This window comes from Streptomyces sp. NPDC052687, from assembly GCF_040678395.1.
Classification (GTDB): domain Bacteria; phylum Actinomycetota; class Actinomycetes; order Streptomycetales; family Streptomycetaceae; genus Streptomyces.
Map to the genome: position 1 here is coordinate 471304 of NZ_JBFATR010000001.1, position 25310 is coordinate 496613.

Sequence of the window (25310 nt, forward strand, 5' to 3'; positions counted from 1 at the left end):
CCGTCGTCAGACCGACGGCGCCGGGGTCTTCGTCATGTGCACGCACCGGAGGCGGGACGGCCGCGCCGCGCCTGAGGCCGGACCGGTCGCGCCGCGCCTGGGTCAGACCGGCCGCGCCGCGCCTGAGGCCGGGCCGGTCGCGCCGCGCCAGGGTAGAACCGGCCGCGCCGCGCCGCGCCGGGGTCAGACCGGCCGCGCCGCGCCGGGGGAGGCCGTCGCGTCGGCGCCCCAGCTCGCCAGCAGGCGCAGGGCGTCCGCCGACGGGGAGCCCGGCTCGGCGTGATACGTGATCAGGGACTGCTCCGAGTCGTCGCCCAGACGGAACGTCTCGAACGACAGCGTCAGCTCGCCGACCAGCGGATGGCGCAGCAGTTTCACGCCGTACGTCTTCTCCTTGACGTCGTGCCGGGCCCACAGCCGCCGGAAGTCCTCGCTCTTCACGGACAGCTCCCCGACCAGCGCGGACAGCCGCGGATCGTCGGGGTGACAGCCGGCGTCCAGCCGCAGATGGCCGACCACGTCCGAGGCCTTCTGCTCCCAGTCCGCGAACAGATCGCGGTACTCGGGCCTGAGGAACACCAGCCGCGCCCAGTTGCGCTCCCGCTCCGGCAGCTCACCCCAGTCGCCGAAGACCGCCGCCGCCATCCGGTTCCACGCCAGCACGTCCGAGCGCCGTCCCACCACATACGCCGGGACGCCCTCCATCGAGTCCAGCAGCTGCCCCAGCGCCGCGCGCACCTGCTGAGGGCGCGCCGCCGGCCGCTTCTTGTGCTGCTTCGGCTTCGCCAGATGGATCAGATGGGAGTGCTCGGCGTCGTTCAGCCGCAGTGCGCGGGCGATCGAGTCCAGGACCTCCGCCGAGACATTGCGCCCGTTGCCCTGCTCGAGCCTGGTGTAGTACGCCACCGACACCCCGGCGAGCTGCGCCAGCTCCTCGCGCCGCAGCCCCGGGACCCTGCGGTGCCGCCCGTAGTCGGGCAGCCCCACGTCCTGCGGCTTCAGCCGGGCCCGCCGGGTGCGGAGGAACTCGCTCAGCTCCGCCCGCCGGTCCAGACCTGCGCCGGGCGTGTCGGCGGGTCCGGATACGGCGGCTTCGAGCTGTTCGTCCATACGTCCAGTATTCACGGTCGTACGTACACGATCCTGACCCTGCCAGTGGTACGCACGGCGAACGTACGCAACAGCGTGGTCTGGGTGATCCCCGCGCGGTCCGCGAGGCTGGTGGCGTGCCCGGAAGGAACCGGACGGCGATCCAGCGGTCCGGCGAGAAGGCAGCCGGGCACGAGCCACCCCACGAGGAGAGAACCCCGGCATGACCACTGTCGCCGCATACGCCGCCCCCTCCGCCAAGGCTCCGCTGGAGCGCACCACCATCGAGCGGCGGGAGGTCGGCGAGTTCGACGTCCTGATCGACATCAAGTTCGCCGGCATCTGTCACTCCGACATCCACCAGGCCCGCGAGGGCTGGGGCGAGGCCATCTTCCCGATGGTCCCCGGCCACGAGATCGCGGGTGTCGTCGCCGCAGTCGGCTCCGGCGTCACCAGGTTCGCCGTCGGCGACCGGGTGGGCGTCGGCTGCATGGTCGACTCCTGCCGTGAGTGCGAGAACTGCAAGGCCGGCCTGGAGCAGTACTGCACCGGCGGCGGCATGATCGGCACGTACAACGCCGTCGGCAAGGACGGCCGGCCCACCTACGGCGGCTACTCGCAGAAGATCGTCGTCGACGAGAACTACGTCGTGCGCATCCCCGACGGGCTCGCGCTGGACGAGGCCGCGCCCCTGCTGTGCGCCGGCATCACCCTGTACTCCCCGCTGAAGCGGTTCGGCGCCGGCCCCGGCAAGAAGGTCGCCATCGTCGGCCTCGGCGGCCTCGGCCACATGGGAGTCAAGATCGCCCACGCGCTCGGCGCGGAGGTGACCGTCCTGTCCCAGTCCCTGCGCAAGAAGGACGACGGGCTCAAGCTGGGCGCCGACCACTACCACGCCACCAGCGACCCGAAGACCTTCGAGGAGCTGGCCGGCACCTTCGACCTGATCGTCTCGACGGTCTCGGCCCCCCTCGACCTCGGCGCCTACCTCTCCCTGCTGAAGACCCAGGGCACCCTCGCCAACGTGGGCGCCCCGGAGGAGCCGGTCTCGCTGAACCTGTTCTCCGTCATCAACGGCGGCAAGTCCCTGGCCGGCTCCATGATCGGCGGCATCGCCGAGACCCAGGAGATGCTGGACTTCTGCGCGGAGCACGGCATCGGCGCGGAGATCGAACTGATCCGCGCGGACCAGATCAACGAGGCGTACGAGCGGGTGCTGGCGAGCGACGTGCGGTACCGGTTCGTGATCGACACCTCGACCATCTGACCGTCCGCCTCGACCATCTGACCGTCCGCCGCCATGCGGAAAGGCCGCCGACCTCACGGGTCGGCGGCCTTCGGCTTGCATCGGCGCGGCAGGACCTCGATCCGGTGCGCCCGGACCTCCCTCCGGTGCGGCCGGACCGCGGCGGTCAGCCCTCGGCCTTCGCCACCCCGATCGGGCAGGAGACGCCCGTCCCGCCGATGCCGCAGTAGCCCGCCGGGTTCTTGTCGAGGTACTGCTGGTGGTAGTCCTCGGCCGGGTAGAAGGGGCGGCCTTCGGCCGGGAGGATCTCCGTGGTGATCTCGCCGTAGCGGGAGTCCGAGAGGACCTTCTGGTAGGCCTCGCGGGAGGACTCGGCGGTGGCCGCCTGGGCGGGGGTGTGGGTGTAGATCGCCGAGCGGTACTGGGTGCCGACGTCGTTGCCCTGGCGGTAGCCCTGGGTCGGGTCGTGGGACTCCCAGAAGGTCTTCAGCAGGCGGTCGTAGGGGATGACGGCGGGGTCGTAGACCACGCGGACGACCTCGGTGTGGCCGGTCAGGCCCGAGCAGACCTCCTCGTAGGTGGGGTGCTCGGTGTAGCCGCCCTGGTAGCCGACCAGGGTCGTGTACACCCCCGCCGGGAGCTGCCAGAACTTGCGTTCGGCGCCCCAGAAGCAGCCGAGGCCGAAGTCGGCGATCTCCATGCCCTCGGGGTAGGGGCCGAGGAGCGGGGTGCCGAGGACCGTGTGGCGCTCGGGGACGGTGTAGGCCGGCTCCGGGCGGCCCGTCAGTGCCTGCTCGGGGGTGGGCAGGACGGGGGTGCGGCCGAACAGCATGGTGGGGCTCCTTCTTGCCGGACGACGTCGGGGCGGCACTCGGTGAACGTCCGGGCGCCGCCCCGCATTCCGGCCGGGTGCCGGCCGGGCTCAGTCCGCGGCGGCCACCACCAGCGCCGACGAGTCGCGGATCGTGCAGTAGTACGCCGTCATCCCGTCGCCGCGGTAACGCCACGGCAGCGCGTTGACGTAACCGTCCACCAGACGGAACTGCTCGACCGCCATCTCGTCGCGGTCCTGGAGGGACAGGTAGTACGCCAGCAGGTGGCGCAGTTCCGGCAGGCGCGGGTGGGCCGGGTCGGCCGCGGCGGCGTCCGCGAGGCCCGCGTCCACCCGGGCCACCATCTGCGGCGTACGGTCGCCCTCGGCGTCGTCGGAGTCGTCGTGCTCGAAGTGGGCGATCAGCGGCAGCACCGTCAGCAGGCTGCCCAGCGGTGCCTTCGCCGCGGCCTGCTCGGCGAACTCCATGGCCAGCTCCTCGGAGCCGCGCCACTTGGCGCACCAGTACTGCAGCGCCGAGAAGTGCGCCTCGTAGTGGTGGGGGGCGCGGGCGGTGATCTCCGCCCAGAGCCTGTCCATCTCCGCGTGCGGATAGCCGAGCCCGAGCGCCACCCAGATCTCCGCGATGAACGGCGTGGGGTCGGCGGGGTTCAGCGCCGCCGCCCGCGCGATGTCCTCGCGGGCGCCCGCGAGCGTCCGGTGGAAGCCCTCGAACTGCTCGCTCGTCGTGTACTCGGCCCGCTTTCCGCCGCGCAGCTTCCAGGCCAGGATCACCGTGCTGCGGGCGCGCACCACGGCCGCGTCCGGGTCCTCGGGCCGCGCGGCCTCCCAGGCGAGCAGCCAGTCGTCCTCCTCGGCCGCGAGGTCGCCGAGCAGGTACGCGGCCAGGGAACGGCGGTCCCAGTCGTGTCCCGCCTCGCGCATCAGACCGGCCGCCGCCTGCCAGTCGCCGCCGCGCACGGCCGCCAGCGCCGCCTCCCAGTTCGCGGGCAGCGGGCCCGCGTGCTCGGTGTTCTGCCGGGCGGCGGGCAGCAGGCCGAGCTTGCCGGCCGCCTCGGCGGCGGCCTCCTCGTCATGGCTCGGGGAGAAGAACTCCTTCAGGAACACCCAGGCCAGCCACCCGAAGAAGATCAACGTGGGGACGGCCAGGATCGCCAGGATCCACAGCACTACGGTCATCGGGAACTGTCCGTTTCTCGGTTCGCGGGGTCGGTCGGGGCGGAGGGCAGCAGGGCGCGCAGCGGGGCGGTGACCGGGTGGTCGGCGACCGCGGCGGCGACGGCGGGAGCGAGCAGGTCGCTCACGGCGGTGCCGGTCGCGGACGCCGGTCCGCCCGGCACGGGCAGCACCAGCGCGGTCGCGCCGCGCTCCCAGGAGAACTCCCAGCGCAGCCGGGCATGGGCGCTGAACTCGGCCAGTACCATGCGGTGCAGCGACTCGGCCAGCGCGGGCCGGACGAACTCCCGGAAGGCGCGGCCCTTCGCGGCCGCCGCCTCGTCGGACAGCGGCAGCCGCCGCGCCAGCTGCCACAGCCGGCCCTCGTCGATCAGGGCGAGCAGCGCGGGCAGGGTGGGGCGCGCCTTGGTGTAGAGGGCCAGCGCCCGGTGCAGCGGGGTGTTCAGGCCGGCGAGCTGGGCGGTCATCGAGCCGTCGAGCAGCTCCGGCCAGCCGGCCGTACGCCGCCACCGTCGTACGTCGTCCGGCAGGACCGCGTCCTCCAGGGCCGCCAGGGTCCGGTCGGGGTCGGACAGCAGGCCGAGGGCGGCGTCCCGGCCCTCGTCCGTGCGGTGGTCGGCGGGCAGCGCCTCGACGCGGTGGACGCGGTCGGCGATCGGCGGGTGGGAGTCGTACGGCGAGACCGGCTCGGTCGGCAGCTCGGTGCGCAGGCCGGCCAGTTCCAGCTGGCGGGCGCTCAGCATCCGGCCGAAGCCGCCGAACACCTCCCCGCGCGGCGGCAGCAGCGCGGCGTCCTCGCCGAGGGTGAGGTAGTGGTGCGTGTAGAAGCCGAACGCGGCGTCCAGGACCGGGATCTCGCGCAGCGCGGAGGCGGTCGCGTCCCGGCCGGCGATCCGGGCGGCCGCGGCGTCGGCGGCGTACTCCTGGCGGCGGGCGCCGGCCAGCGTGGCGCGGAGGTACAGCCTGGCGTACGCGGTGTAGAGCCGGGCCATCGCGCGGTACGTCAGGCCCGCGTGCCGGGTGTCGACCTCGCCGGTCTTCTTCCCCTTGGCGGCGGCCCTGGCGTTCTTCTTCTCCTGCCGGGCCCGTTCGCGGGCGGCGCTCTTCCCGGCGCGCTCCTCGAAGTGGCCGATGGTGCGCAGGATCTGGGCGCGGCCGCGCACGGTGAGTGCGGCGAGGCGGGTGTCGGCGTGGGAGTAGTGGCCCAGCTCGTGGGCGAGGACCGAGCGGAGCTGCGCCTCGGTGAGGCCCTGGAGGAGGGGCACGCCGAGGTGGAGGCGGCGCGGGCCGGGCAGCAGGCCGAGCAGCCGGGCGTCCTCGGTGACGGCCGCGTTGACCTCGGCGGTCAGCACGATGCGGGCGGGCGCGCGGGTGCCGATGCGGTCGGCCAGCTCGCGCACGGTGCGCCACAGCGCGGGTTCGTCGGCCTCCGTGACGGCGAGTCCGGGGGCCTCCTCCGCCTTCGGGGTGCGCAGCATGAACAGGCCGCGGACCAGCGGGATCGCCAGCAGCACGGAGACGAGGTACAGCTTGACCGCGACGCCCGAGGGGGCGTGCAGATACAGCAGGTAGTCGAGGCCGGCGAGGGCCGCCAGCAGCAGGACGCCGAGCAGGTGGAAGCCGGCGAGCAGCAGGAGAGCGCGCAGCGCGCGCAAGGTCGCGCCCATCGGGCAGGGTCCCCCCACGGGATGTGCGGTTGACGGTAGCGGGGTGCCGCGACAGCGTGCCGCGGGTGCGCGACGCGGGTGCCGCGGAGCGCGGCGACACGGGTCTGCGCCTGATCGCGGCCGGCCGGTGTGAGGTGGGCTCAGCGCCCGTCGTGATCAGTGGTTGTGGGGGGAAGCGGAGTATCGCCTACCGGCGGGTTGACGTGCAAGACGTGTCCATGGCAGGCCGCTGCTGCCGGGCTGCCGGGCTGCCGGGCTGCCGGGCTGCCGGGCTGCCGGGCTGCCGGGCTGCCGGGCTGCCGGGGTGCCGGGGTGCCGGGGTGCCGGGGTGCCGGGGTGCCGGGCCGCCGGGCTGCCGGGGTGCCGGACCCGGCCATGGAGCCGCGCGCGGGGCGCCGGCCGGGCTGCCCGTCACGGAGCTGCACCGGCCGGGCCGCCGGGCTGCCGGCTACCGGTCACGGAGTCGCGCGCGCAGCGCCGGCCGGGCTGCCGGGGAGCCGGGCGGCGGGGCTGCCCTCAGTGCAGCAGCGTCGCCGGGCTGCCGCCGTTCGCCTCGTAGCCCGCCACCGCGAGGGCGCGGTAGACCGCGAACTCCGCCGCCGGGTCGGGGGAGAGGGTCCACGGCAGGGCGCCGACGTGGCCGTCGACGTGGACGAGCTGGCTCATGGCCTCCGCCCAGCGCTCGCCGCGCACCAGGAAGAAGACCAGCAGGTGGCGCACGTGCGCCAGCATGGGGTCGTCGGCGCGGGCCGAGTGGACCGCGTGCAGCGCGCCGTGGATCGCCTTGGTGACGACCTCGCTCTGGTAGAAACCGCTGACCAGGTTCACCTCGGGCAGATGCTCGAACACCGCGAACAGCGGGAGCGCCGCCAGCAGCGAGCCCTGCGGGGCGCGGGCCGCGGCGGCCTCCGCGAACGAGGCGGCCAGCTCACGCGAGCCGTGCCACTTCTCGCACCAGTAGTGCAGGGCCGCCAGGTGCGCGCCCATGTGGTGCGGCGCCCGGTCGAGGATCTTCAGCCAGAGCTGCTCGAACTCCTCGCGGGAATACGACAGGCCGCGGGCCACCGACAGCTCCACGATGTACGGCACCGGGTCGCCGGGGGCGAGCAGCGCCGCCTCGCCGCACGCCGCCTTCGCCTCCTCCATGATGATCCGGAACTCGTCCGTGCCCGGCGTCGCCGTCCGCCACGCCTGCTGCACCAGGAACTCGGCGTGCACCGCCGCGCCGCCCGCGTCCTTGGGCTGCTCGGCCCGCCACACCCGCAGCCACTGCCCGCCGGGCGTCTCGCCGGCGTTCCCCGGCCGCTGCTGGAGCTCCAGGGACGCGGCGCCCGCGAACGCCTGCACCCGCTGCCAGCGCAGCTCGCCCTGCGCCTCGGTGCCCGCCAGCAGCTGGGCCGCCGCGCGGTAGTCCTGGGTGCGCTGGACCAGGTCCAGGACGTCCAGCAGGTCCGGGTCCGGGCCCGGCATCCGGACGTCCAGCTGCTCCTGGCGCACGAAGCCGTAGTTCGCCGGGTCCGCCGCGTCCGGGTGGCCCGGCGCCACCTGCTCGATCATGCCGCGCCGGCGCCTGAGGAAGGGAAGCAGCACGAAGCCCAGCATGAGCAGTGCCATCAGGACCCAGAGAATCTCCATACCCCCAGCGTTCCAGACGCCTGTGACAATTGGCCAACCCGGTGCGGGGCCCGTGGACGCCCCGGCCGTCCGCCGCTTTCCCCGTGCGCGCACTACGCTCGGTCCCCATGAGCGACAGGCACATCAGTCAGCACTTCGAGACGCTCGCGATTCACGCGGGCAACACCGCCGACCCCCTGACCGGCGCGGTCGTCCCGCCGATCTACCAGGTCTCGACCTACAAGCAGGACGGCGTCGGCGGTCTGCGCGGCGGCTACGAGTACAGCCGCAGCGCCAACCCCACCAGGACCGCGCTGGAGGAGAACCTCGCCGCCCTGGAGGGCGGCCGCCGCGGCCTCGCGTTCGCGTCCGGGCTGGCGGCCGAGGACTGCCTGCTGCGTACGCTGCTCAGCCCCGGCGACCACGTCGTCATCCCGAACGACGCGTACGGCGGTACCTTCCGGCTGTTCGCCAAGGTCGTCGCGCGCTGGGGCGTGGAGTGGTCGGTCGCCGACACCGGCGACGCGGCCGCCGTACGGGCCGCGATCACCCCGAAGACCAAGGCCGTGTGGGTCGAGACGCCCTCCAACCCGCTGCTCGGCATCACCGACATCGCCGCCGTCGCCCAGGTCGCCCGGGACGCGGGCGCGAAGCTCGTCGTCGACAACACCTTCGCCACGCCGTACCTCCAGCAGCCGCTGGCGCTCGGCGCGGACGTCGTCGTGCACTCGCTGACCAAGTACATGGGCGGCCACTCGGACGTGGTCGGCGGCGCGCTGGTCACCGCCGACGAGACGCTGGGCGAGGAGCTGGCGTACCACCAGAACGCGATGGGCGCGGTCGCCGGGCCCTTCGACTCCTGGCTGGTGCTGCGCGGCACCAAGACCCTGTCGGTGCGCATGGACCGGCACAGCGAGAACGCCACGAAGATCGCCGACATGCTGACCCGGCACCCGCGCGTGACCAGCGTCCTCTACCCGGGCCTGCCGGACCACCCCGGTCACGAGGTCGCCGCCAAGCAGATGCGGGCGTTCGGCGGCATGGTCTCCTTCCGGGTCGAGGGCGGCGAGGAGGCGGCCGTGCAGGTCTGCAACCGCGCGAAGATCTTCACCCTGGGCGAGTCCCTGGGCGGCGTCGAGTCGCTGATCGAGCACCCCGGGCGGATGACGCACGCCTCCGCCGCGGGCTCCCCGCTGGAGGTCCCGGGGGACCTGGTGCGCCTGTCCGTCGGCATCGAGAACGTCGACGACCTGCTGGAGGACCTCCAGCAGGCGCTCGGCTGAGCCGGCCGGCACACCGGCGCGCAGCCCGGTGCGTTCACCAGCCCGTGAGCGGTGGGGTCGTCCGCGACGGCGGCTCCACCCACGGGCGGGCGGTCAGCGCCCACACGGTGAACGCCACGGCCGCCGCGAGCAGCAGCAGCCACCCGACGCGGCGGGCGAGGACCCTGCGGCGCAGCATGCGGGCGCCCCGGCGCAGCGCCTGCGCGCAGAGGTCCGGCGGCACGGGCGGCGCCGCCCGCTCCATGATCCGCCGTACGGCGGCCTCCCGTTCGAGCCGGTTCACCGCGGCCGCCTCATGACGGCACCGCCTTCGCCACCGCAGGCGCGGGCCTGCGGGGCGGGTGCAGCACGGTCGCCGTGGCCCGGTCGCAGACGGCGCGGACGCGGTCGGGTGGCAGGCCGAGCAGCGCGGCGGTCTGCTCCTCTCCGACCCCTTCGTACAGCCTGAGCACCAGGATCAGGCGCTCCTGCGGGGCGAGCACGGCGAGCGGCGCGGTGTCCGGGCCGGGCCGGAACCGGGCGAGGGCGCCGCCGTGGTGATGCCATGCCTCGCGGGCGAAGCGGGTGGCCAGATACTGCCGGGCCCGGTCGTACGGGTCCTCCCCGCGCAGCCGGTCCCAGTACGCGTACGTGTGCGCGAGGGCCAGGGTGAGCAGGCGCCGCGCGCGCGGGTTGGCGTCCGGTGTCTCCGCCGTGAGCAGCGTCGCGGTGTGCAGCAGCCGCCCCGCCGCGCCCGCGACGAACGCCTCGAACTCCGGGCCCCGGCGATCGCCTCGGCACACCTGCCGTCGTCGCACCACGCCTCCCCCCTGAGGGCGACCAAGGACGCGGATCCGGGGACCCGGTCTCATATGAGGCCAGGCGAAGCGTTTCGGTCAAGAGCCGTGCAGGGGGCAACCCCGAGCCGGGCCGCACCGGACGACGGCGGTCCGGGTCGGGACGGCAGCGGTGCCGGTCAGGGCGGTGGCGGTGCCGGTCAGGGCGGTGGCGGTGGCGGTCCGGGGCAGACCGGCGGTGAGTCGGGCTCGACGACGGCGGTCGCGGTCAGGGCGGCGGCGGTCCGGGGCAGACCGGCGCCGATCCGGGCTCGACGACGGCGGTCCGGGGCAGACCGGCGCCGATCCGGGCTCGACCACGGCGGTCCCGGTCAGGACGTGGGCGGTCCCGGTCAGGACGTGGGCGGTCCCGGTCAGGACGGAGAGGCCGGCTCCGCCACCGGTGCGCCCGCCGCGGCCATCCGGGCGGACAGCGCCACGTTGAAGCGGGTGAGCAGCGTGCAGAACGCCTCGCGCTCCTCCGGGGCCCAGTCCTGGGTCAGCTCGGCCATCAACTGGCGCCGCGACGAGCGCACTTCCTCCAGCCGGGACAGCCCGCGCGGGGACAGCTGGAGCACCACGGCCCGCCCGTCCTCGGGGTGCGAGGTCCGCTTGACCAGACCGGAGTCGACCAGCGGCGCGACCTGCCGGGTGACCGTCGAGGAGTCGATGCCCATGCTGGAGGCGAGCGCCTTGACGCCCATGGGGCCCTCCTTGTCGAGCCGGTTGAGCAGCAGGTACGCGGCGCGGTCCATGGAGTTGCGCACCTGCCCGACACCGCCGAGCCGGGTCTGTTCGGCGCGGCGGGCGAACACCGCCACCTCGTGCTGGAGGGCGTCGAGAAGACCGGTGTCACCGACGGTCGTCATGTCCATCGACATTTCAGGTGTTGTGGGCATGGCCGGGGGCTCACTTCATGAAGGGGTGCTGGGTTGGGGGACAGGGTACGCGGCCCGGAGGCGGGTCGTACCGGCGCTGCGCAAACCGGTCTCGGAGGTTGGTCACAACCGCGCTTCCCGCCCGTGAACTGCGATGCTGGTGTCATGAGCTACCGCACCGCTGACTCCTTTCGCACCGTCACGCTCGACGATGTGCGCGGGGCGCAGAAGATGCTCACGGGGGTCGCGCGGGTGACCGCGATGGAGGGCAGCCGGCACCTGAGCGGTCTCGTCGGCTCGCCCGTGCACCTCAAGTGCGAGAACCTCCAGCGGACGGGATCGTTCAAGCTGCGCGGCGCCTACGTGCGGATCGCCGGGCTGCTGCCCGAGGAGCGGGCCGCCGGAGTGGTCGCCGCGAGCGCCGGCAACCACGCGCAGGGCGTGGCCCTGGCGTCGTCCCTGCTCGGGGTGCGCGCGACGGTGTTCATGCCGAGAGGCGCCCCGCTGCCGAAGATCAGCGCCACGCGGGACTACGGCGCCGAGGTGCGCCTGCACGGTCACGTCGTCGACGAGACGCTGGCCGCCGCGCAGGAGTACGCCGACGACACCGGCGCGGTCTTCATCCACCCCTTCGACCACCCCGATGTCATCGCGGGCCAGGGCACCGTCGGCCTGGAGATCCTTGAGCAGTGCCCGGAGGTGCGCACGATCGTCGTGGGGATCGGCGGCGGCGGGCTCGCCGCGGGCGTCGCGGTCGCGGTGAAGGCGCTGCGGCCGGACGTGCGGATCGTCGGTGTGCAAGCGGCGGGGGCTGCGGCGTATCCGCCCTCGCTGGCGGCGGGCCGCCCGGTGTCGGTCGGGAACCCGGCGACGATGGCCGACGGCATCAGGGTCGGCCGCCCCGGCGACGTGCCGTTCGGGATCGTCGGCGCGCTCGTCGACGAGGTGCGCACGGTCACCGAGGACGAGCTGTCCACCGCGCTGCTGCTGTGCCTGGAGCGGGCCAAGCTGGTCGTGGAGCCGGCCGGGGCGAGCCCGGTCGCGGCGCTGCTGAGCGCCCCCGACGCGTTCGAGGGGCCGGTGGTGGCGGTGCTGTCGGGCGGCAACGTCGACCCGGTGCTGATGCAGCGCGTCCTGCGGCACGGCATGGCCGCGCAGGGCCGCTACCTGGCCGTACGGCTGCGGCTGACCGACCGGCCGGGCGCCCTCGCGACGCTGCTGGCGGTGCTGTCGGCGGTCGACGCGAACGTCCTGGACGTGAGCCACGTGCGGACCGATCCGCGCCTCGGCCTGACCGAGGCGGAGGTCGAGCTGCACCTGGAGACCATGGGCCCGACGCACTGCGCCGAGGTCGGCGAGGCGCTGCGCACGGCGGGCTACACGGTCATCGGGTGAGGCGCGCCGGGCCGCGGGCGTACGACGACGCCCCCGGCGTCACAGGACACCGGGGGCGCGCGGCAGTGGCGGCGGCTGGGGTCAGCCGCTGTACGGCTCGGCCTTCAGGATCCGCACCGAGGCCTTCTTGCCGTTGGGCAGCTCGTACTCCGCGTCCTCGCCGACCTTCTTGCCGTTGACGCCGGTGCCCAGCGGGGACTGCGGCGAGTACGTCTCGATGGTCTCGCTCGCGTACTCCCGGGAGGCGAGCAGGAACGTCAGCGTGTCGTCCTCGTCGCCGTCGAAGGCGATCGTGACGACCATGCCGGGCGCGACGACGCCCTCGGTCGCCGGAGGCTCACCCACCTTGGCGTTCTCGAGGAGCTGGGTCAGCTGGCGCACGCGGAGCTCCTGCTTGCCCTGCTCCTCCTTGGCCGCGTGGTACCCGCCGTTCTCCCGCAGGTCGCCCTCCTCACGCGCCGCGGCGATCTTGGCCGCGATCTCGGTGCGCGCGGGACCAGACAGGTATTCAAGCTCTTCCTTGAGCTTGTCATACGCCTCCTGGGTCAGCCAGGTGACGTTCTCGCTGGTCTGGGTCACAGGTGCTCCTCGTCGGTACTGGGAATACAAAGCATCGCCCTACCCAGAAGCATGTTCCTTCAGGAGTGGGCGAAACCACGAGCCTAACAATTCAGGGACGGAACGGGGAGGACATAAGTCACTAAAACCACGTCAACGCAGGTCAGCCGGTCGATATTCCGGGTGGTGCGTCGGGCGGCGCGCGGTGGTGCGCTCAGTCCGCGTGGCAGCCCAGCAGCTCGGCCGTGGTCCCGGGCGCGGTGGTGCGCAGCGTGACGACCTCGGTGAGGCGGGTGGCGTCGCCGGCGAAGCGGAAGTCGGCCCGGCCGACCTCGGCGCCGTTCTCCGCCTGGGACCGGACCGTGCAGTAGCCGGACGCGCCGGCGTCCTTCTCGATGTGCAGTTCGACCTTCACCGCATCGTCCTGGAGATCGAAACTGATCACTTCTGCGCTGATCTTGTTCTGGCCGACGTAGTGGTACGCGAAGTACCCGACCAGGACGACGAGCAGCGCTCCCAGGACCCCGCCGACGGTCTTGAGCGTGCGGTCCGTGCGCTCGTCCGAGGAGCGGCCGTAGCGGCCCTCGCGCAGTGGCGTACGCACCGTACTCATGATCATCCTCTCGGCCGGGCGGGACACCCTGTTCCGAAACGGGCCATCCGGGCCTTACCCCGGAATTATTCACCCTCCGGTTCGGTCACTATAGAAGCCGCCGTTCGCTCCCGGTCCACCGGGCGCCGACACAACGACCGAGGAAGAGCCTTGACTGACCAGCTGCGACTCATGGCCGTGCACGCACACCCCGACGACGAGTCGAGCAAGGGGGCGGCCACCATGGCGAAGTACGTGTCCGAGGGGGTGGACGTGCTCGTGGTGACCTGCACGGGCGGGGAACGCGGCTCCATCCTCAACCCCAAGCTCCAGGGCGACACCTACATCGAGGAGAACATCCACGAGGTCCGCCGCAAAGAGATGGACGAGGCCCGGGAGATCCTCGGCGTCAAGCAGGAGTGGCTCGGCTTCGTCGACTCCGGCCTGCCCGAGGGCGACCCGCTGCCGCCGCTGCCGGAGGGCTGCTTCGCCCTGGAGGACGTCGACCACGCGGCCGGCGAGCTGGTGCGGAAGATCCGCTCCTTCCGCCCCCAGGTGATCACCACCTACGACGAGAACGGCGGCTACCCGCACCCCGACCACATCATGACCCACAAGATCACGATGGTGGCCTTCGAGGGCGCGGCCGACACCGAGAAGTACCCCGAGGCCGAGTACGGCCCGGCCTACCAGCCGCTGAAGGTGTACTACAACCAGGGCTTCAACCGCCCCCGCACCGAGGCCCTGCACCAGGCCATGCTGGACCGCGGCCTGGAGTCCCCCTACGGGGACTGGCTCAAGCGCTGGGACGAGTCCGGCTTCAAGGACCGCACCCTCACCACCCACGTGCCCTGCGCCGAGTTCTTCGAGATCCGCGACAAGGCCCTGCTCGCCCACCGCACCCAGATCGACCCCGACGGCGGCTGGTTCCGCGTCCCGCTGGAGCTCCAGAAGGAGGTCTGGCCCACCGAGGAGTACGAGCTGGCGAAGTCCCTCGTCGATACCTCCCTCCCCGAGGACGACCTCTTCGCGGGCATCCGGGACAATGCCTGACATGACCCCAAGCACAAGCCTGGCCGTGACGCACTTCGTGACCATCGCCAAGGAGTTCGACAAGGACAAGGTCACCCCCGGTGTCCTCGGCTTCATCGTCTTCGCGGTGATGGGCCTGGCCGTCTGGGCCCTGATGAAGTCCATGAACAAGCACATGGGCAAGGTCGACTTCGAGGTGGCCCCGGCGGACGGCGCCGACGCGAAGTCGGCGACCGTAGGAGCCAAGGCCGACGAGGCGTAGAGAGCCCTGACGTTCCGCACGCGTCGGGGGGCGTCTCGGTTCTCGCCCGGCTTTCCGTCAGGCAAGCCGGGCAGCCTGGCCGTCAGTGATTCCTTGCGTGGGGCTTGCTCCCAGGCAGGCCCGCTCTCTTTGCCCGCTGTTGCGTTGGTGTGTTCTGTGTTGTTGCAGTTACTCTCCGTCGACCATTGCGTCCCGTTCAACGCTCCCCAGGGTGGCTGGCCGAGCCGGCCTGGGAGCTGATATGCCGGCAGCGTCACGCACATGCCACTGTCGTGTGAATACCACCGCGTCCAGGGCCAGCTCATGGACGCAGTGGAGAAGACCGACGGGACATTGCAGGAAGTGGTTGAGTTCTTGCAATACGAAGCCAAGGTTCCGCTCGCCCGCCTGGTTCCGTACAACATCCAGATCATGCTGCTCGCTGTCTTCTTCCACTTCTCAGGGGAAGTAGGCCAGGAGCAACGGAACAAGCTGCGCGACTGGTTCTGGATCACCTCACTCGCTGGTACCTTCGCAGGGGCCAACACCACGCAGGTGCGAAAGTTCATCGAAGAGATGAAGGCCTTCGCTGAAGGAAAGGGCGAACTCAGCTATTCGGATGAGCGAGCTCGCGCCTTCCCCGAGCGTTTCGACCTGCGTAGTGCGCGGGTGCGTGCCTATCTCCTCTGGGATTTGCAAACTTTCCCCCATCGGATGAACTCTGATGGCAGTCGCATCAATGTGGTAGATCAGCTGGCGACAGCGCATCGAGAGACCTACCGGCATATCATTACGCAGAGCAAGGTCCCGGGGGCTTCCAGCCCGGCTAACCGCATTGTTATGGCGACGCCGCCGGGAGTGTCGATTCGACAGGCGCTCATCAAACTCGCAGAGGAGGGAAGGACCGACATCCTTGACTCCCACGGAGTGAGTCTCGCTTCAGTCGAACATCTCAAGGCTGACGACTACGCTGAGTTCATCACCGTGCGTCAGCATGAGGTCGCGGCTCGAGAGAAGGACTTCATCGTCAGTTTGGGCATTCTTCCTTCCGAGCGCGCGTTCGGCGAGGCTGACATCGATACGGAATGACCGGCAGCATTGAGTGGCTGCTGGTTCGGGCGGGTCCGGGACGGACTGCGGTGATCAGTCTGGCATGTCCGCGCCAAAGGCGGACGCCAGAAGCCATGCGCCCCGATGCATGAAAACAACCAGTCAGACTCCGGATGTCGGCGTTTCGTCACTGGCATTGTGCGAGTCAGCACGGAAACGCCGTGCCGTGCGCCGGGGAATGGGTACTGGGGCAGGATGGGAACCATGCCGAACCGACTCGCCCACGAGACGTCCCCCTACCTGCTCCAGCACGCGGACAACCCCGTCGACTGGTGGCCCTGGTCCGAGGAGGCGTTCGCGGAGGCGCGGCGCCGGGACGTGCCCGTGCTGCTGAGCGTCGGCTACGCGAGCTGCCACTGGTGCCACGTCATGGCGCACGAGTCCTTCGAGGACGAGACCACCGCCGCGTACCTCAACGAGCACTTCGTCAGCGTCAAGGTCGACCGCGAGGAACGCCCCGACGTGGACGCCGTCTACATGGAGGCCGTGCAGGCGGCCACCGGGCACGGCGGGTGGCCGATGACGGTGTTCCTGACCCCGGACGCGGAGCCGTTCTACTTCGGCACGTACTTCCCGCCCGCGCCGCGCCACGGGATGCCCTCCTTCCGGCAGGTGCTGGAGGGCGTGCGGCAGGCGTGGGACGACCGGCGCGAGGAGGTCGCCGACGTCGCGGGGAAGATCGTCCGCGATCTCGCCGGGCGGGAGATCGACTACGGCGCCGGCAAGCAGGTGCCCGGCGAGCAGGAGCTGGCGCAGGCGCTGCTGGGGCTGACCCGGGAGTACGACCCGCAGCGCGGCGGGTTCGGCGGCGCGCCCAAGTTCCCGCCGTCCATGGTGATCGAGTTCCTGCTGCGCCACCACGCGCGCACCGGCTCCGAGGGCGCCCTGCAGATGGCGCGGGACACCTGCGAGCGGATGGCGCGGGGCGGGATCTACGACCAGCTCGGGGGCGGCTTCGCCCGCTACTCCGTCGACCGGGACTGGGTCGTGCCGCACTTCGAGAAGATGCTGTACGACAACGCGCTGCTCTGCCGGGTCTACGCCCACCTGTGGCGGGCCACCGGTTCCGAGCTCGCCCGCCGCGTCGCCCTGGAGACCGCCGACTTCATGGTGCGCGAGCTGCGCACCGCCGAGGGCGGGTTCGCCTCCGCGCTCGACGCCGACAGCGACGACGGAACCGGGCGGCACGTCGAGGGCGCGTACTACGTGTGGACGCCGGACCAGCTGCGCGCCGTCCTCGGCGACGACGACGCCCGGCTCGCCGCCCAGTACTTCGGCGTCACCGAGGAGGGCACCTTCGAACACGGCTCCTCGGTGCTGCAACTGCCGCAGCAGGAGGGCGTCTTCGACGCCGCGCGGATCGACGGCGTACGGCAGCGGCTGCTGCGGGCCCGCGGCGAGCGGCCCGCGCCCGGCCGGGACGACAAGATCGTCGCCGCCTGGAACGGCCTGGCCATCGCCGCGCTCGCCGAGACCGGCGCCTTCTTCGACCGCCCCGACCTCGTCGACGCCGCCCTCGCCGCCGCCGACCTGCTGGTGAGGGTGCACCTCGACGACCGCGCCCACCTCTCCCGGACCAGCAAGGACGGGCGGGCCGGCGCCAACGCGGGCGTGCTGGAGGACTACGCGGACGTCGCCGAGGGGTTCCTCGCGCTGGCCTCCGTCACCGGCGAGGGCGTATGGCTGGACTTCGCCGGACTGCTGCTCGACCACGTGCTCACCCGGTTCGCCGACGAGAAGACCGGCGCGCTGTTCGACACCGCCGCCGACGCCGAACGGCTCATCCGCCGGCCGCAGGACCCGACCGACAACGCCACCCCGTCCGGCTGGACCGCCGCCGCGGGCGCGCTGCTGAGCTACGCCGCCCACACCGGCTCCGCGCCGCACCGCACCGCCGCCGAGCGGGCGCTCGGCGTGGTGAAGGTGCTGGGACCGCGCGTGCCGCGGTTCATCGGCTGGGGCCTCGCGGTGGCGGAGGCGCTGCTGGACGGGCCGCGCGAGGTGGCGGTCGTGGGGCGCGCGGCGGACGACACCGGCGCGCGGGAGCTGCACCGCACCGCGCTGCTCGCCACCGCGCCGGGTGCGGTCGTGGCGTACGGCCCGGCGGGCGGCGAGGAGTTCCCGCTGCTCGCGGACCGGCCACTGGTCGGCGGTGAACCGGCCGCGTACGTCTGCCGCAACTTCACCTGTGACGCTCCGACGACCGACCCGCAGCGGCTGCGCGCGGCGCTCTCGGGGCACTGAGCGGGGCCGAGGCGGGCGCCGAGCCGGCGCCGAACGGGCGCCGAGCAGGCGCCGAACGGGGTGCCGAACGGGCACCGAGGCGGGCGCCGAGCGCTGGGCTTTCGGCCTGGAAAGCGCTGTCTGAAATGATCGGAACTGAGCAGGTGTTCGGTTAGATCCCGCTAGGCACCCCACCGGCCGGAAACACGCTTTTTATCGGAACAGCTCCCACGCTTCACGGTTCCCCCCTAGTCTCTGCACATGCCGTGACCCCGGCCGCTGCCGGCCGTCACGGCATGGGGGTTTTGGGGATCTGGGGGGATCTGTTTGCTGACGTCTGTCTTCATCGCTGCCGTTTCGCTCGCCCTGTTCTGGATGGCGGCCTTCACCCTGTGGTGGCAGATGCACGCGTGGCGCACGCCCGAAGTGCTGGCCTCCACCCGGTTCAGCCGGCCCGAAGGGGCCGAGCAGCTGTCCTTCTCGCTGCTGCTGCCCGCGCGCCACGAGCAGGCCGTGCTCGACCACACCATCCAGCGCCTGCTGGAGTCCACACACACCGACTTCGAGATCATCGTGATCGTCGGCCACGACGACCCGGAGACCACCGAGGTCGCCGAGCGCGCCGCCGCGCGCGACCCGCGGGTGCGGGTCGTCGTCGACACCCACGAGAAGAAGAACAAACCGAAGGCCATGAACACGGCGCTGCCGCACTGCCGCGGCGACGTCGTCGGGGTCTTCGACGCCGAGGACCAGGTCCATCCGGAGCTGCTGGCCCACGTCGACCACGCCTTCCGCGCCACCGGCGCCGACGTCGTCCAGGGCGGCGTCCAGCTGATCAACTTCCACTCCAGCTGGTACAGCCTGCGCAACTGCCTGGAGTACTTCTTCTGGTTCCGCTCCCGGCTGCACCTGCACGCCCAGAAGGGGTTCATCCCGCTCGGCGGCAACACCGTCTTCGTCCGCACCCACGTGCTGCGCGAAGCCGACGGCTGGGACCCGAACTGCCTCGCCGAGGACTGCGACCTGGGCGTACGGCTGTCCAGCGTCGGCAAGAAGGTCGTCGTCGCCTACGACTCCGAGATGGTCACCCGCGAGGAGACACCCGGCTCGCTGATGAGCCTGCTGAAGCAGCGCACCCGCTGGAACCAGGGGTTCCTCCAGGTCTACCGCAAGCGCGACTGGAAACAGCTGCCCACCTTCGGACAGCGCCTCCTGGCCCGCTACACCCTCATGACGCCGTATCTGCAGGCCGTCTCCGGGGTGGTCATCCCGCTCAACGTCGGGATCGCGCTCTTCCTCGACGTGCCCGTCGGCGTCGCCTTCATCACCTTCCTGCCGGCCGTCACCGCCCTGGTGACCTTCGTCTTCGAGCTGGTGGGACTCCACGACTTCGGCAAGCAGTACGGGCTGCGCGTGCGGTTCGTCCACTATCTGAAGCTCATCGTGGGCGGCCCCTTCTACCAGGTGCTCCTCGCCGGGGCCGCCGTCCGCGCCGTCTGGCGCGAGCAGCGCGGCCAGAGCGACTGGGAGCTGACCAGCCATGTCGGCGCTCATCTCGCGCACGCGAACCGAGAGGACGTTCCTGCGTGACCTCCACCCTTCCCGCGGCGACCGGAATCAAGGTCCCCGCGCAGCGGACCGCTGCGCCCATGACCCGTTCGAGCGGCCGAACACAGCCTCCGCAGCGACTGCGCTCCTCCCGCCCCGACCTGGTCCTGTGCGGTGTCCTCCTCGTGGCGATCCTCGTCGTCCAGGGCTGGAACATCGCCGACTACCCCACCCTCAGCGACGACGAGGGCACCTACCTCGCCCAGGCCTGGGCCGTCCAGGAGGGCCGCGGCCTCGCCCACTACACCTACTGGTACGACCATCCGCCGCTCGGCTGGATCCAGCTCGCCGTCCTGACCTGGATACCCGCGCTGATCAGCCCGGACTCGATGACCGTCGGGACCATGCGCGCCGCGATGCTGCTGATCTCCGCGGTCAGCGCGGTCCTCGTCTACGTCCTCGGCCGCCGCCTCGCCCTGCCCCGCTGGGCCGCGGCGCTCGGCATGGCGCTGTTCGGGCTCTCCCCGCTGTCGGTCGTCCTCCAGCGCGAGATCTTCCTCGACAACCTCGCCGTGATGTGGACGCTGCTCGCGTTCACCCTCGCCGCCTCCCCGAGCCGCCACCTCTGGCACCACTTCGGCGCGGGCATCGCCGCCGCGACGGCCGTGCTCACCAAGGAGACGATGCTCGTCGTCCTGCCCGCCCTGCTGCTCACCATGTGGCGGCACAGCCACCGCGACACCCGCAAGTTCGCGGTCACCGGCGCGATCACCGCCTGCGCCCTGATCGGCCTGTCGTACCCGCTGTTCGCCCTGCTCAAGGGCGAGCTGCTGCCGGGCGCGGGCCATGTGTCGCTGTGGGACGGCATCGTCTACCAGATGAGCCGCCCCGGCTCCGGCTTCATCCTCACCGAGGGCACCGGCTCCCACGGCGTCCTCCGGTCGTGGCTCTACTACGACCGCGTGCTGCCCCTCGGCGGCCTCGCCGGCGCCCTGCTGCTCCTGCTGACCTGGCGCTGGTCGGTCACCGCCCGCGCGCTCGCCGGACCCGCGCTGACCGTCGCGATCCTCGCCCTGGTCGCGCTGCGCCCGAACGGCTACCTGCCCGCGATGTACATCATCCAGGCGCTGCCGTTCCTCGCCCTGGTCCTCGCGGGCGGCACCGCCAGCGTCGCCCACGCCGTGCTGCACAAGCGTGGCGGCGCCGGCCGCCGGCCGTCGCGCGCCCGGTACGCGCTCGCCGCCGTCCTCGCCCTCGCCGCGAGCGCCTACGTGCTGCCGCGCTGGTACGACGGCGCCCGTACCGCCGTGACCACCGACGCCAACGCCCCCTACCGGGCCGCCGCGCGATGGCTGGCCACCGAGGTGCCCGACCCGGGGGACACCCGCGTCCTGGTCGACGACGCGCTCTGGCTGGACCTCGTCCACCAGGGCTACGACCCCGGCCTCGGCGTCATCTGGTTCTACAAGGCCGACCTCGACCCGGCCGTCACCAGGACCATGCCGCGCGGCTGGCGCGACCTCGACTACGTGGTCGCCTCGCCGACGGTGCGGCGCGACGCGGTCGACCTGCCGAACGTCAAGGCCGCCATCGAGCACTCGGCGCCGGTCGCCGTCTTCGGCACCGGCCCCGACCGGATCGAGATCCGGCGCATCCAGACCGCGGGCGCCCCGGGAGGCGAGCGATGACCCACGAGTACACCGTCCCCGACGAGACCGTCACGGCACCCGAGGTCGCCGGGGTCGCCGAGCCGGGCGCCGTCACCATCGTCGTACCGACCTTCAACGAGTCGGCGAACATACGGCAGCTGCTGCACCAGATCACCGAGTCGGTGCCGTCCCGGCTGCCCTGCGAGGTGGTCTTCGTCGACGACTCCACCGACGACACCCCGGACGTCATCCGCGCCGCCGCGGCGGACTGCCCGTTCCCGGTGACCGTGCTGCACCGCGAGGAGCCCGTGGGCGGGCTCGGCGGCGCGGTCGTCGAGGGCATGAAGGCGGCCGGCTCGGACTGGATCGTCGTCATGGACGGCGACTGCCAGCACCCGCCGTCCCTCGTCCCCGAACTGGTCGCCACCGGCGAACGCGCGGGCGCCGGACTCGTCGTCGCCTCCCGCTACCTCAAGGGCGGCAGCCGCGCCGGGCTCGCCGGCAGCTACCGCGTCGCCGTCTCGCGCGGCGCGACCTGGCTGACCAAGGCGCTCTTCCCGCGCCGGCTGCACGGCATCAGCGACCCGATGAGCGGCTTCTTCGCGATCCGCCGCAGCGACATCACCGCGGAGCTGCTCCAGCCGCTCGGCTACAAGATCCTCCTCGAACTCGCGGTGCGCAGCCGCCCCCGCGAGGTCAGCGAGGTGCCGTTCGTCTTCCAGGAGCGGTTCGCCGGGGAGTCGAAGTCCACCGCCCAGGAGGGCCTGCGCTTCCTGCGCCACCTCGCCGGGCTGCGCACCGCCGGCCCGCTGGCCCGGCTGGTGGTGTTCGGACTGATCGGGCTGTCGGGTTTCGTCCCGAACCTGGCCGCCCTGTGGGCGATGACCGAGGCGGGCCTGCACTACGTGCCCGCCGAGATCGTCGCCAACCAGTTCGGCGTGGCCTGGAACTTCCTGCTCATCGAGAAACTGCTGTTCCGCGACCGGCGGCGGCACCGCCACTGGGCCGACCGCACCCTGCGGTTCGCGCTGCTGTCCAACGCCGACCTGGTGCTGCGCATCCCGCTGATCGCCCTGCTGGTGGCGCAGTTCGGGCTGGCCGTGCTGCCGGCCACGGCGCTCGCCCTCGCCATCACCTTCGTCCTGCGCTTCGTCGGCACCGAAGCGCTGGTCTACCTGCCGCGCCGCGCACCGGGCGGGCGGAGCCGCACCGCAAGGAGGACCGCGTGAACCAACGCCGCAGAAGAACCGCCCTGCTCGCCGTGGCGGGGCTGACCGGAGGGCTGCTGCTCGCCTCGCCCCAGCCCGCCTCCGCCGCCAACCTCATCAAGAACCCCGGCTTCGAGACCGCCGGCACCGGTGACATGCCGTACTGCTGGCAGAAGTCCGGCTGGGGCGAGAACGATTTCGCCTTCGAGACGACCGCCGACGCCCGCTCCGGCTCCAAGGCGATGAAGGTGACGCTGACCCGCCGGGTCGACGGCGACCGCAAGGCGCTGATCACGGAGTCCGCGGACTGCGCGCCGGTGGTGGCGGCCGGCAAGCAGTACGACCTGTCGCTCTGGTACAAGACGACCACGCCGGACGCCAACATCACCCTGTTCCGGCACGACACCACGGCGGGCTGGCAGTACTGGACCGACCTGAAGACCCTCCCGCTCGCGGGGAACTGGACCGAGGCGTCCGTGCGCACCCCCGAGGTGCCGCCCGGCACCGACCGCATCAGCTGGGGCGTCTCCGTCTACGGCACCGGCTCCGCCACCACCGACGACTACACGATGGAGCAGGTCGCCGACCCGGTCCCGCCGCCGCGGTGCACCGGCACCGCCGACCAGTGCGCCAACGGCGCCTGGGAGGTGCTGCCCGCGCAGAACCCGGTGCGGTCCATGCACTCGGTCGTCCTGCACAACGGCAAGGTCCTGCTGATCGCGGGCTCCGGCAACGACCCGGAGAAGTTCGAGGCGGGCACCTTCACCTCGGCCGTCTACGACCCCGCGAACGGCAGCTACAAGATCATCCCCACCCCGAGGGACATGTTCTGCGCCGGGCACGTCCAGCTCCAGGACGGGCGGGTGCTGGTGATGAGCGGCAACAAGGGCTACCCGTCCGCGGACGGGAAGATCGGCTACCAGGGGTACAAGGACTCGTACGTCTTCGACCCCGCGACGGAGACCTACACCAGGACCAACGACATGAACGACGGGCACTGGTATCCGTCGGCGACCGTCATGGGCAACGGTGACGTGCTCTCCTTCGGCGGGCTGAAGGAGGACTCCACCGGCTCGGTCACCGCCGAGCGCTGGTCGCAGGCCGAGCAGCGCTGGCTGCCGACCTGGCAGGTCAAGCAGACCTGGTCGTTCTGGGGCCTGTACCCGTCGATGATCCTCCTGCAGGACGGCCGGCTCTTCTACTCCGGCAGCCATGTCTTCGGCAACAACATCCCCGGCACCGGCGCCGCGATCTACGACTACGACGCCAACACCATCACCCAGGTGCCCGGCCTGCAGCGCAAGGACGAGCGGGACCAGTCGGCGAGCGTGCTGCTGCCCCCGGCGCAGGACCAGAAGGTCCTCACCATCGGCGGCGGCAACATCGACTCCAACCCGGCCGCGAACCGGCTGACGGACGTCATCGACCTGAAGCAGCCGAACCCGTCCTACGTCGCCGGCCCGCCGCTGCCGCAGGGCACCGTCGACTTCGGCAACGGCAAGGTCCCGCAGACCGGCGACCAGGGCAAGATGTACGTCTCCGCGGTGCTGCTGCCCGACGGCACGGTCATGGAGACGGGCGGCGCCCTGCACAACCGCGCCGACCCCGTCTTCGAGACCTCGCTCTACGACCCGCGGACGAACACCTTCGACCCGGTGACCGCCGACCCGGAGGCCCGCGGCTACCACTCCTCCGCGTTCCTGCTGCCCGACGGCCGGGTCATGACCACCGGCGACAACCCGGGCAACGGCAGCTGGAACCACAAGGTGTCGGTCTACACCCCGCCCTACCTCTTCAAGGGCCCCCGCCCGGTGATCACCTCGCTGATCGACACCGAGTGGACCTACGGCGACACCCAGCGGATCACCGTCGACCGGCCCATCGCCAAGGCGGAGCTGATCCGCCCGGCCGCCGTCACCCACTCCTCCGACCCGAACCAGCGCTTCGTGGACCTGCCGCTGACCGTGGACGGCAACAACGTCGACCTGAACGTGACGAGCAACCCGAACGTGGCCCCGCCCGGCTGGTACATGCTGTTCGCGGTCGACGCCAACGGGGTGCCCTCGGTCGCCAAGTGGGTGCACCTCCAGGGCCCGTCCGCGCTCAAGGCCACGGACGCCTCCCCGCACATCCACTCCTTCGCCGACGACCTGAAGGGCAAGCGGACCGGTCCCGGCAAGAAGCGCGCCTCCCAGCCGGTGAGCCCCACCGTCTCCGGCTGCGACCGCCACTACGGCTCCGCCAACGTCTGCGTGCCCACCGCCTTCCCGCCCCAGGTCAAGAAGACGACGGCGGCCCGCTGCGCCTGGCTGAAGCAGAACGACTACGGCCGCCTGAAGGTCAACGGCACCGACGACCCGCTCGCCCTGGACCGCGACAGGGACGGCGTGGCCTGCGGCAAGGGGGACGTCAGGCGCCGCTAGCCGGGCTGCGCGAACTCCGCCAGGGCGCGCTCCACGATGGCCTCCAGCTGATCGTGGTGCGCGCCCTTCCAGTAGGCGCGGCCGCACTCCCGGCACTGGGCGAACACGTCGTACGTGCGCTGGGTGCCGGCCTCCAGGCGGTCGGCGACCTCCTCCTTGGTGGCCTCGCGCAGCTGGCCGTTGCAGGCGGTGCAGCGGGTCCACGGGCGCAGCTGGGGGCGGAACCGGTCGAGGATGTCGCGCAGTTGCTCGTCGGGGCGGGTGCTGTAGACGAAGGCGCCGGAGAACAGCTCGCGGCGGCGCAGCAGGCCCCGGTCGCGGCTGAGCATGACCCGCTGCTCGGCGGCCGAGCGGGCGGCGAGCGCGGCGTCCCCGATGTCCGTCGACTCGTAGGCGGTGTCCACGCCGAGCAGCCGCAGCCGGCGGGCCAGGGTCCCGAGGTGCACGTCGAGCAGGAAGCGCAAGGGCGCGCCGGTGACCCGCTGCGGGCGGGGGACGGCCCGGACGCTCACCCGCTCGCCGTCCGCGGGGATGTGCCCGGTGGGGACCTCCCGCCCGTCCACGACCAGCGAGCCGACTTCGGTCAGCGGCACTCCGAGGGATTCGACGACGTGCCCGAGCGTCGAGACGCCGTCCACGGCGAGCCGGGTGGCCCCGGAGCGGCGGTGCTGGGGGACGAACAGGGCGAGCCCGGGGGCGACGTCGACGTGGATCTCGGGTGCGTTCACGGG

The 25310-nt window shown here is 72.0% G+C and carries 22 protein-coding genes; 11 read left to right on the plus strand and 11 right to left on the minus strand.

Annotated features, from left to right (window positions below):
• Positions 1–183 precede the first annotated feature (183 nt).
• Positions 184–1110 carry a helix-turn-helix transcriptional regulator gene (locus AB0K92_RS02260; RefSeq protein ID WP_365918530.1) on the minus strand — a complete coding sequence of 309 codons (927 nt, stop codon included), beginning with the start codon at positions 1108–1110 and terminating at the stop codon, positions 184–186.
• Between the two features lie 202 nt (positions 1111–1312).
• On the opposite strand from AB0K92_RS02260, the gene AB0K92_RS02265 reads away from it, so the two are divergent.
• Positions 1313–2356 carry an NAD(P)-dependent alcohol dehydrogenase gene (locus AB0K92_RS02265; RefSeq protein WP_166001942.1) on the plus strand — a complete coding sequence of 348 codons (1044 nt, stop codon included), beginning with the start codon at positions 1313–1315 and terminating at the stop codon, positions 2354–2356.
• 145 nt (positions 2357–2501) lie between these two features.
• Here AB0K92_RS02265 and msrA read toward each other — a convergent pair whose 3' ends face one another.
• From msrA to AB0K92_RS02285, 4 genes are all read right to left on the minus strand, one after another.
• Complete coding sequence (gene msrA / locus AB0K92_RS02270) at positions 2502–3167, minus strand: peptide-methionine (S)-S-oxide reductase MsrA (RefSeq protein ID WP_365918533.1); 666 nt, start codon at positions 3165–3167, stop codon at positions 2502–2504.
• A 90-nt stretch (positions 3168–3257) separates the two neighbouring features.
• Complete coding sequence (locus tag AB0K92_RS02275; protein ID WP_365918535.1) at positions 3258–4346, minus strand: hypothetical protein; 1089 nt, start codon at positions 4344–4346, stop codon at positions 3258–3260.
• Positions 4343–6010, minus strand: a complete 1668-nt coding sequence (locus tag AB0K92_RS02280) for a M48 family metallopeptidase (RefSeq protein WP_365918537.1) — start codon at positions 6008–6010, stop codon at positions 4343–4345. Before AB0K92_RS02280 ends, AB0K92_RS02275 begins: the two co-directional genes overlap by 4 nt.
• Before the next feature lie 516 nt (positions 6011–6526).
• Entirely contained in the window at positions 6527–7645 is a 1119-nt protein-coding gene (locus tag AB0K92_RS02285; protein WP_365918539.1) for a hypothetical protein, read from the minus strand.
• A gap of 107 nt (positions 7646–7752) precedes the next feature.
• On the opposite strand from AB0K92_RS02285, the gene AB0K92_RS02290 reads away from it, so the two are divergent.
• Positions 7753–8907, plus strand: a complete 1155-nt coding sequence (locus tag AB0K92_RS02290) for a cystathionine gamma-synthase (RefSeq protein ID WP_166001958.1) — start codon at positions 7753–7755, stop codon at positions 8905–8907.
• A gap of 34 nt (positions 8908–8941) precedes the next feature.
• On the opposite strand, the gene AB0K92_RS02295 is transcribed toward AB0K92_RS02290, so the two are convergent.
• The 3 genes from AB0K92_RS02295 to AB0K92_RS02305 form a co-directional block, all read right to left on the minus strand.
• On the minus strand, positions 8942–9190 hold the full coding sequence (locus AB0K92_RS02295) for a hypothetical protein (RefSeq protein WP_365918541.1): 249 nt from the start codon (positions 9188–9190) through the stop codon (positions 8942–8944).
• 10 nt (positions 9191–9200) lie between these two features.
• The gene (locus AB0K92_RS02300) at positions 9201–9704 is read right to left on the minus strand and encodes an RNA polymerase subunit sigma-70 (RefSeq protein WP_365918543.1); all 504 of its coding nucleotides are present in this window, start codon (positions 9702–9704) and stop codon (positions 9201–9203) included.
• Positions 9705–10096: 392 nt separating this feature from the next.
• The gene (locus tag AB0K92_RS02305) at positions 10097–10603 is read right to left on the minus strand and encodes a MarR family transcriptional regulator (protein WP_166005201.1); all 507 of its coding nucleotides are present in this window, start codon (positions 10601–10603) and stop codon (positions 10097–10099) included.
• 162 nt (positions 10604–10765) lie between these two features.
• On the opposite strand from AB0K92_RS02305, the gene ilvA reads away from it, so the two are divergent.
• Complete coding sequence (gene ilvA, locus AB0K92_RS02310) at positions 10766–11995, plus strand: threonine ammonia-lyase (protein ID WP_365918546.1); 1230 nt, start codon at positions 10766–10768, stop codon at positions 11993–11995.
• Positions 11996–12076: 81 nt separating this feature from the next.
• On the opposite strand, the gene greA is transcribed toward ilvA, so the two are convergent.
• Positions 12077–12574 carry a transcription elongation factor GreA gene (gene greA, locus AB0K92_RS02315; protein WP_166001964.1) on the minus strand — a complete coding sequence of 166 codons (498 nt, stop codon included), beginning with the start codon at positions 12572–12574 and terminating at the stop codon, positions 12077–12079.
• Positions 12575–12767: 193 nt separating this feature from the next.
• Positions 12768–13166, minus strand: a complete 399-nt coding sequence (locus AB0K92_RS02320; RefSeq protein ID WP_166001966.1) for a DUF4307 domain-containing protein — start codon at positions 13164–13166, stop codon at positions 12768–12770.
• A gap of 171 nt (positions 13167–13337) precedes the next feature.
• On the opposite strand from AB0K92_RS02320, the gene mca reads away from it, so the two are divergent.
• The 8 genes from mca (at position 13338) to AB0K92_RS02360 (ending at position 24579) form a co-directional block, all read left to right on the plus strand.
• A complete protein-coding gene (gene mca / locus AB0K92_RS02325) occupies positions 13338–14198 on the plus strand; it encodes a mycothiol conjugate amidase Mca (RefSeq protein WP_166005203.1) in 861 nt (286 codons plus the stop codon).
• Positions 14191–14439 carry a hypothetical protein gene (locus tag AB0K92_RS02330; RefSeq protein ID WP_365918549.1) on the plus strand — a complete coding sequence of 83 codons (249 nt, stop codon included), beginning with the start codon at positions 14191–14193 and terminating at the stop codon, positions 14437–14439. Before mca ends, AB0K92_RS02330 begins: the two co-directional genes overlap by 8 nt.
• A 312-nt stretch (positions 14440–14751) precedes the next feature.
• Positions 14752–15507 carry a hypothetical protein gene (locus AB0K92_RS02335; protein ID WP_365918551.1) on the plus strand — a complete coding sequence of 252 codons (756 nt, stop codon included), beginning with the start codon at positions 14752–14754 and terminating at the stop codon, positions 15505–15507.
• A 225-nt stretch (positions 15508–15732) separates the two neighbouring features.
• A complete protein-coding gene (locus tag AB0K92_RS02340; protein WP_365918553.1) occupies positions 15733–17772 on the plus strand; it encodes a thioredoxin domain-containing protein in 2040 nt (679 codons plus the stop codon).
• Positions 17773–18078: 306 nt separating this feature from the next.
• Positions 18079–19341 carry a glycosyltransferase gene (locus AB0K92_RS02345; protein WP_365918555.1) on the plus strand — a complete coding sequence of 421 codons (1263 nt, stop codon included), beginning with the start codon at positions 18079–18081 and terminating at the stop codon, positions 19339–19341.
• On the plus strand, positions 19338–20987 hold the full coding sequence (locus AB0K92_RS02350) for a phospholipid carrier-dependent glycosyltransferase (RefSeq protein WP_365918557.1): 1650 nt from the start codon (positions 19338–19340) through the stop codon (positions 20985–20987). The genes AB0K92_RS02345 and AB0K92_RS02350 overlap by 4 nt, the downstream gene beginning before the upstream one ends.
• The gene (locus tag AB0K92_RS02355; protein ID WP_365918559.1) at positions 20984–22177 is read left to right on the plus strand and encodes a glycosyltransferase family 2 protein; all 1194 of its coding nucleotides are present in this window, start codon (positions 20984–20986) and stop codon (positions 22175–22177) included. The genes AB0K92_RS02350 and AB0K92_RS02355 overlap by 4 nt, the downstream gene beginning before the upstream one ends.
• Positions 22174–24579, plus strand: coding sequence for a galactose oxidase early set domain-containing protein (locus tag AB0K92_RS02360; protein ID WP_365918561.1), 2406 nt, complete (start codon positions 22174–22176; stop codon positions 24577–24579). Before AB0K92_RS02355 ends, AB0K92_RS02360 begins: the two co-directional genes overlap by 4 nt.
• Here AB0K92_RS02360 and AB0K92_RS02365 read toward each other — a convergent pair.
• Positions 24576–25307: a Mut7-C RNAse domain-containing protein gene (locus AB0K92_RS02365; protein ID WP_365918563.1), complete on the minus strand. Its 732-nt coding sequence runs from the start codon at positions 25305–25307 to the stop codon at positions 24576–24578. The genes AB0K92_RS02360 and AB0K92_RS02365 overlap by 4 nt on opposite strands.
• Positions 25308–25310 lie beyond the last annotated feature (3 nt).

Excerpts from the sequence above, each read along its gene's own strand:
- AB0K92_RS02305 (WP_166005201.1), bottom strand. The coding sequence starts at position 10,603 with ATGTCGATGGACATGACGACCGTCGGTGACACCGGTCTTCTCGACGCC.
- msrA (WP_365918533.1), bottom strand. The coding sequence starts at position 3,167 with ATGCTGTTCGGCCGCACCCCCGTCCTGCCCACCCCCGAGCAGGCACTG.
- AB0K92_RS02285 (WP_365918539.1), bottom strand. The coding sequence starts at position 7,645 with ATGGAGATTCTCTGGGTCCTGATGGCACTGCTCATGCTGGGCTTCGTG.
- ilvA (WP_365918546.1), top strand. The coding sequence starts at position 10,766 with ATGAGCTACCGCACCGCTGACTCCTTTCGCACCGTCACGCTCGACGAT.
- AB0K92_RS02265 (WP_166001942.1), top strand. The coding sequence starts at position 1,313 with ATGACCACTGTCGCCGCATACGCCGCCCCCTCCGCCAAGGCTCCGCTG.
- AB0K92_RS02330 (WP_365918549.1), top strand. The coding sequence starts at position 14,191 with ATGCCTGACATGACCCCAAGCACAAGCCTGGCCGTGACGCACTTCGTG.
- AB0K92_RS02355 (WP_365918559.1), top strand. The coding sequence starts at position 20,984 with ATGACCCACGAGTACACCGTCCCCGACGAGACCGTCACGGCACCCGAG.
- AB0K92_RS02260 (WP_365918530.1), bottom strand. The coding sequence starts at position 1,110 with ATGGACGAACAGCTCGAAGCCGCCGTATCCGGACCCGCCGACACGCCC.
- AB0K92_RS02320 (WP_166001966.1), bottom strand. The coding sequence starts at position 13,166 with ATGAGTACGGTGCGTACGCCACTGCGCGAGGGCCGCTACGGCCGCTCC.
- AB0K92_RS02340 (WP_365918553.1), top strand. The coding sequence starts at position 15,733 with ATGCCGAACCGACTCGCCCACGAGACGTCCCCCTACCTGCTCCAGCAC.
- AB0K92_RS02275 (WP_365918535.1), bottom strand. The coding sequence starts at position 4,346 with ATGACCGTAGTGCTGTGGATCCTGGCGATCCTGGCCGTCCCCACGTTG.
- AB0K92_RS02290 (WP_166001958.1), top strand. The coding sequence starts at position 7,753 with ATGAGCGACAGGCACATCAGTCAGCACTTCGAGACGCTCGCGATTCAC.
- mca (WP_166005203.1), top strand. The coding sequence starts at position 13,338 with ATGGCCGTGCACGCACACCCCGACGACGAGTCGAGCAAGGGGGCGGCC.
- AB0K92_RS02280 (WP_365918537.1), bottom strand. The coding sequence starts at position 6,010 with ATGGGCGCGACCTTGCGCGCGCTGCGCGCTCTCCTGCTGCTCGCCGGC.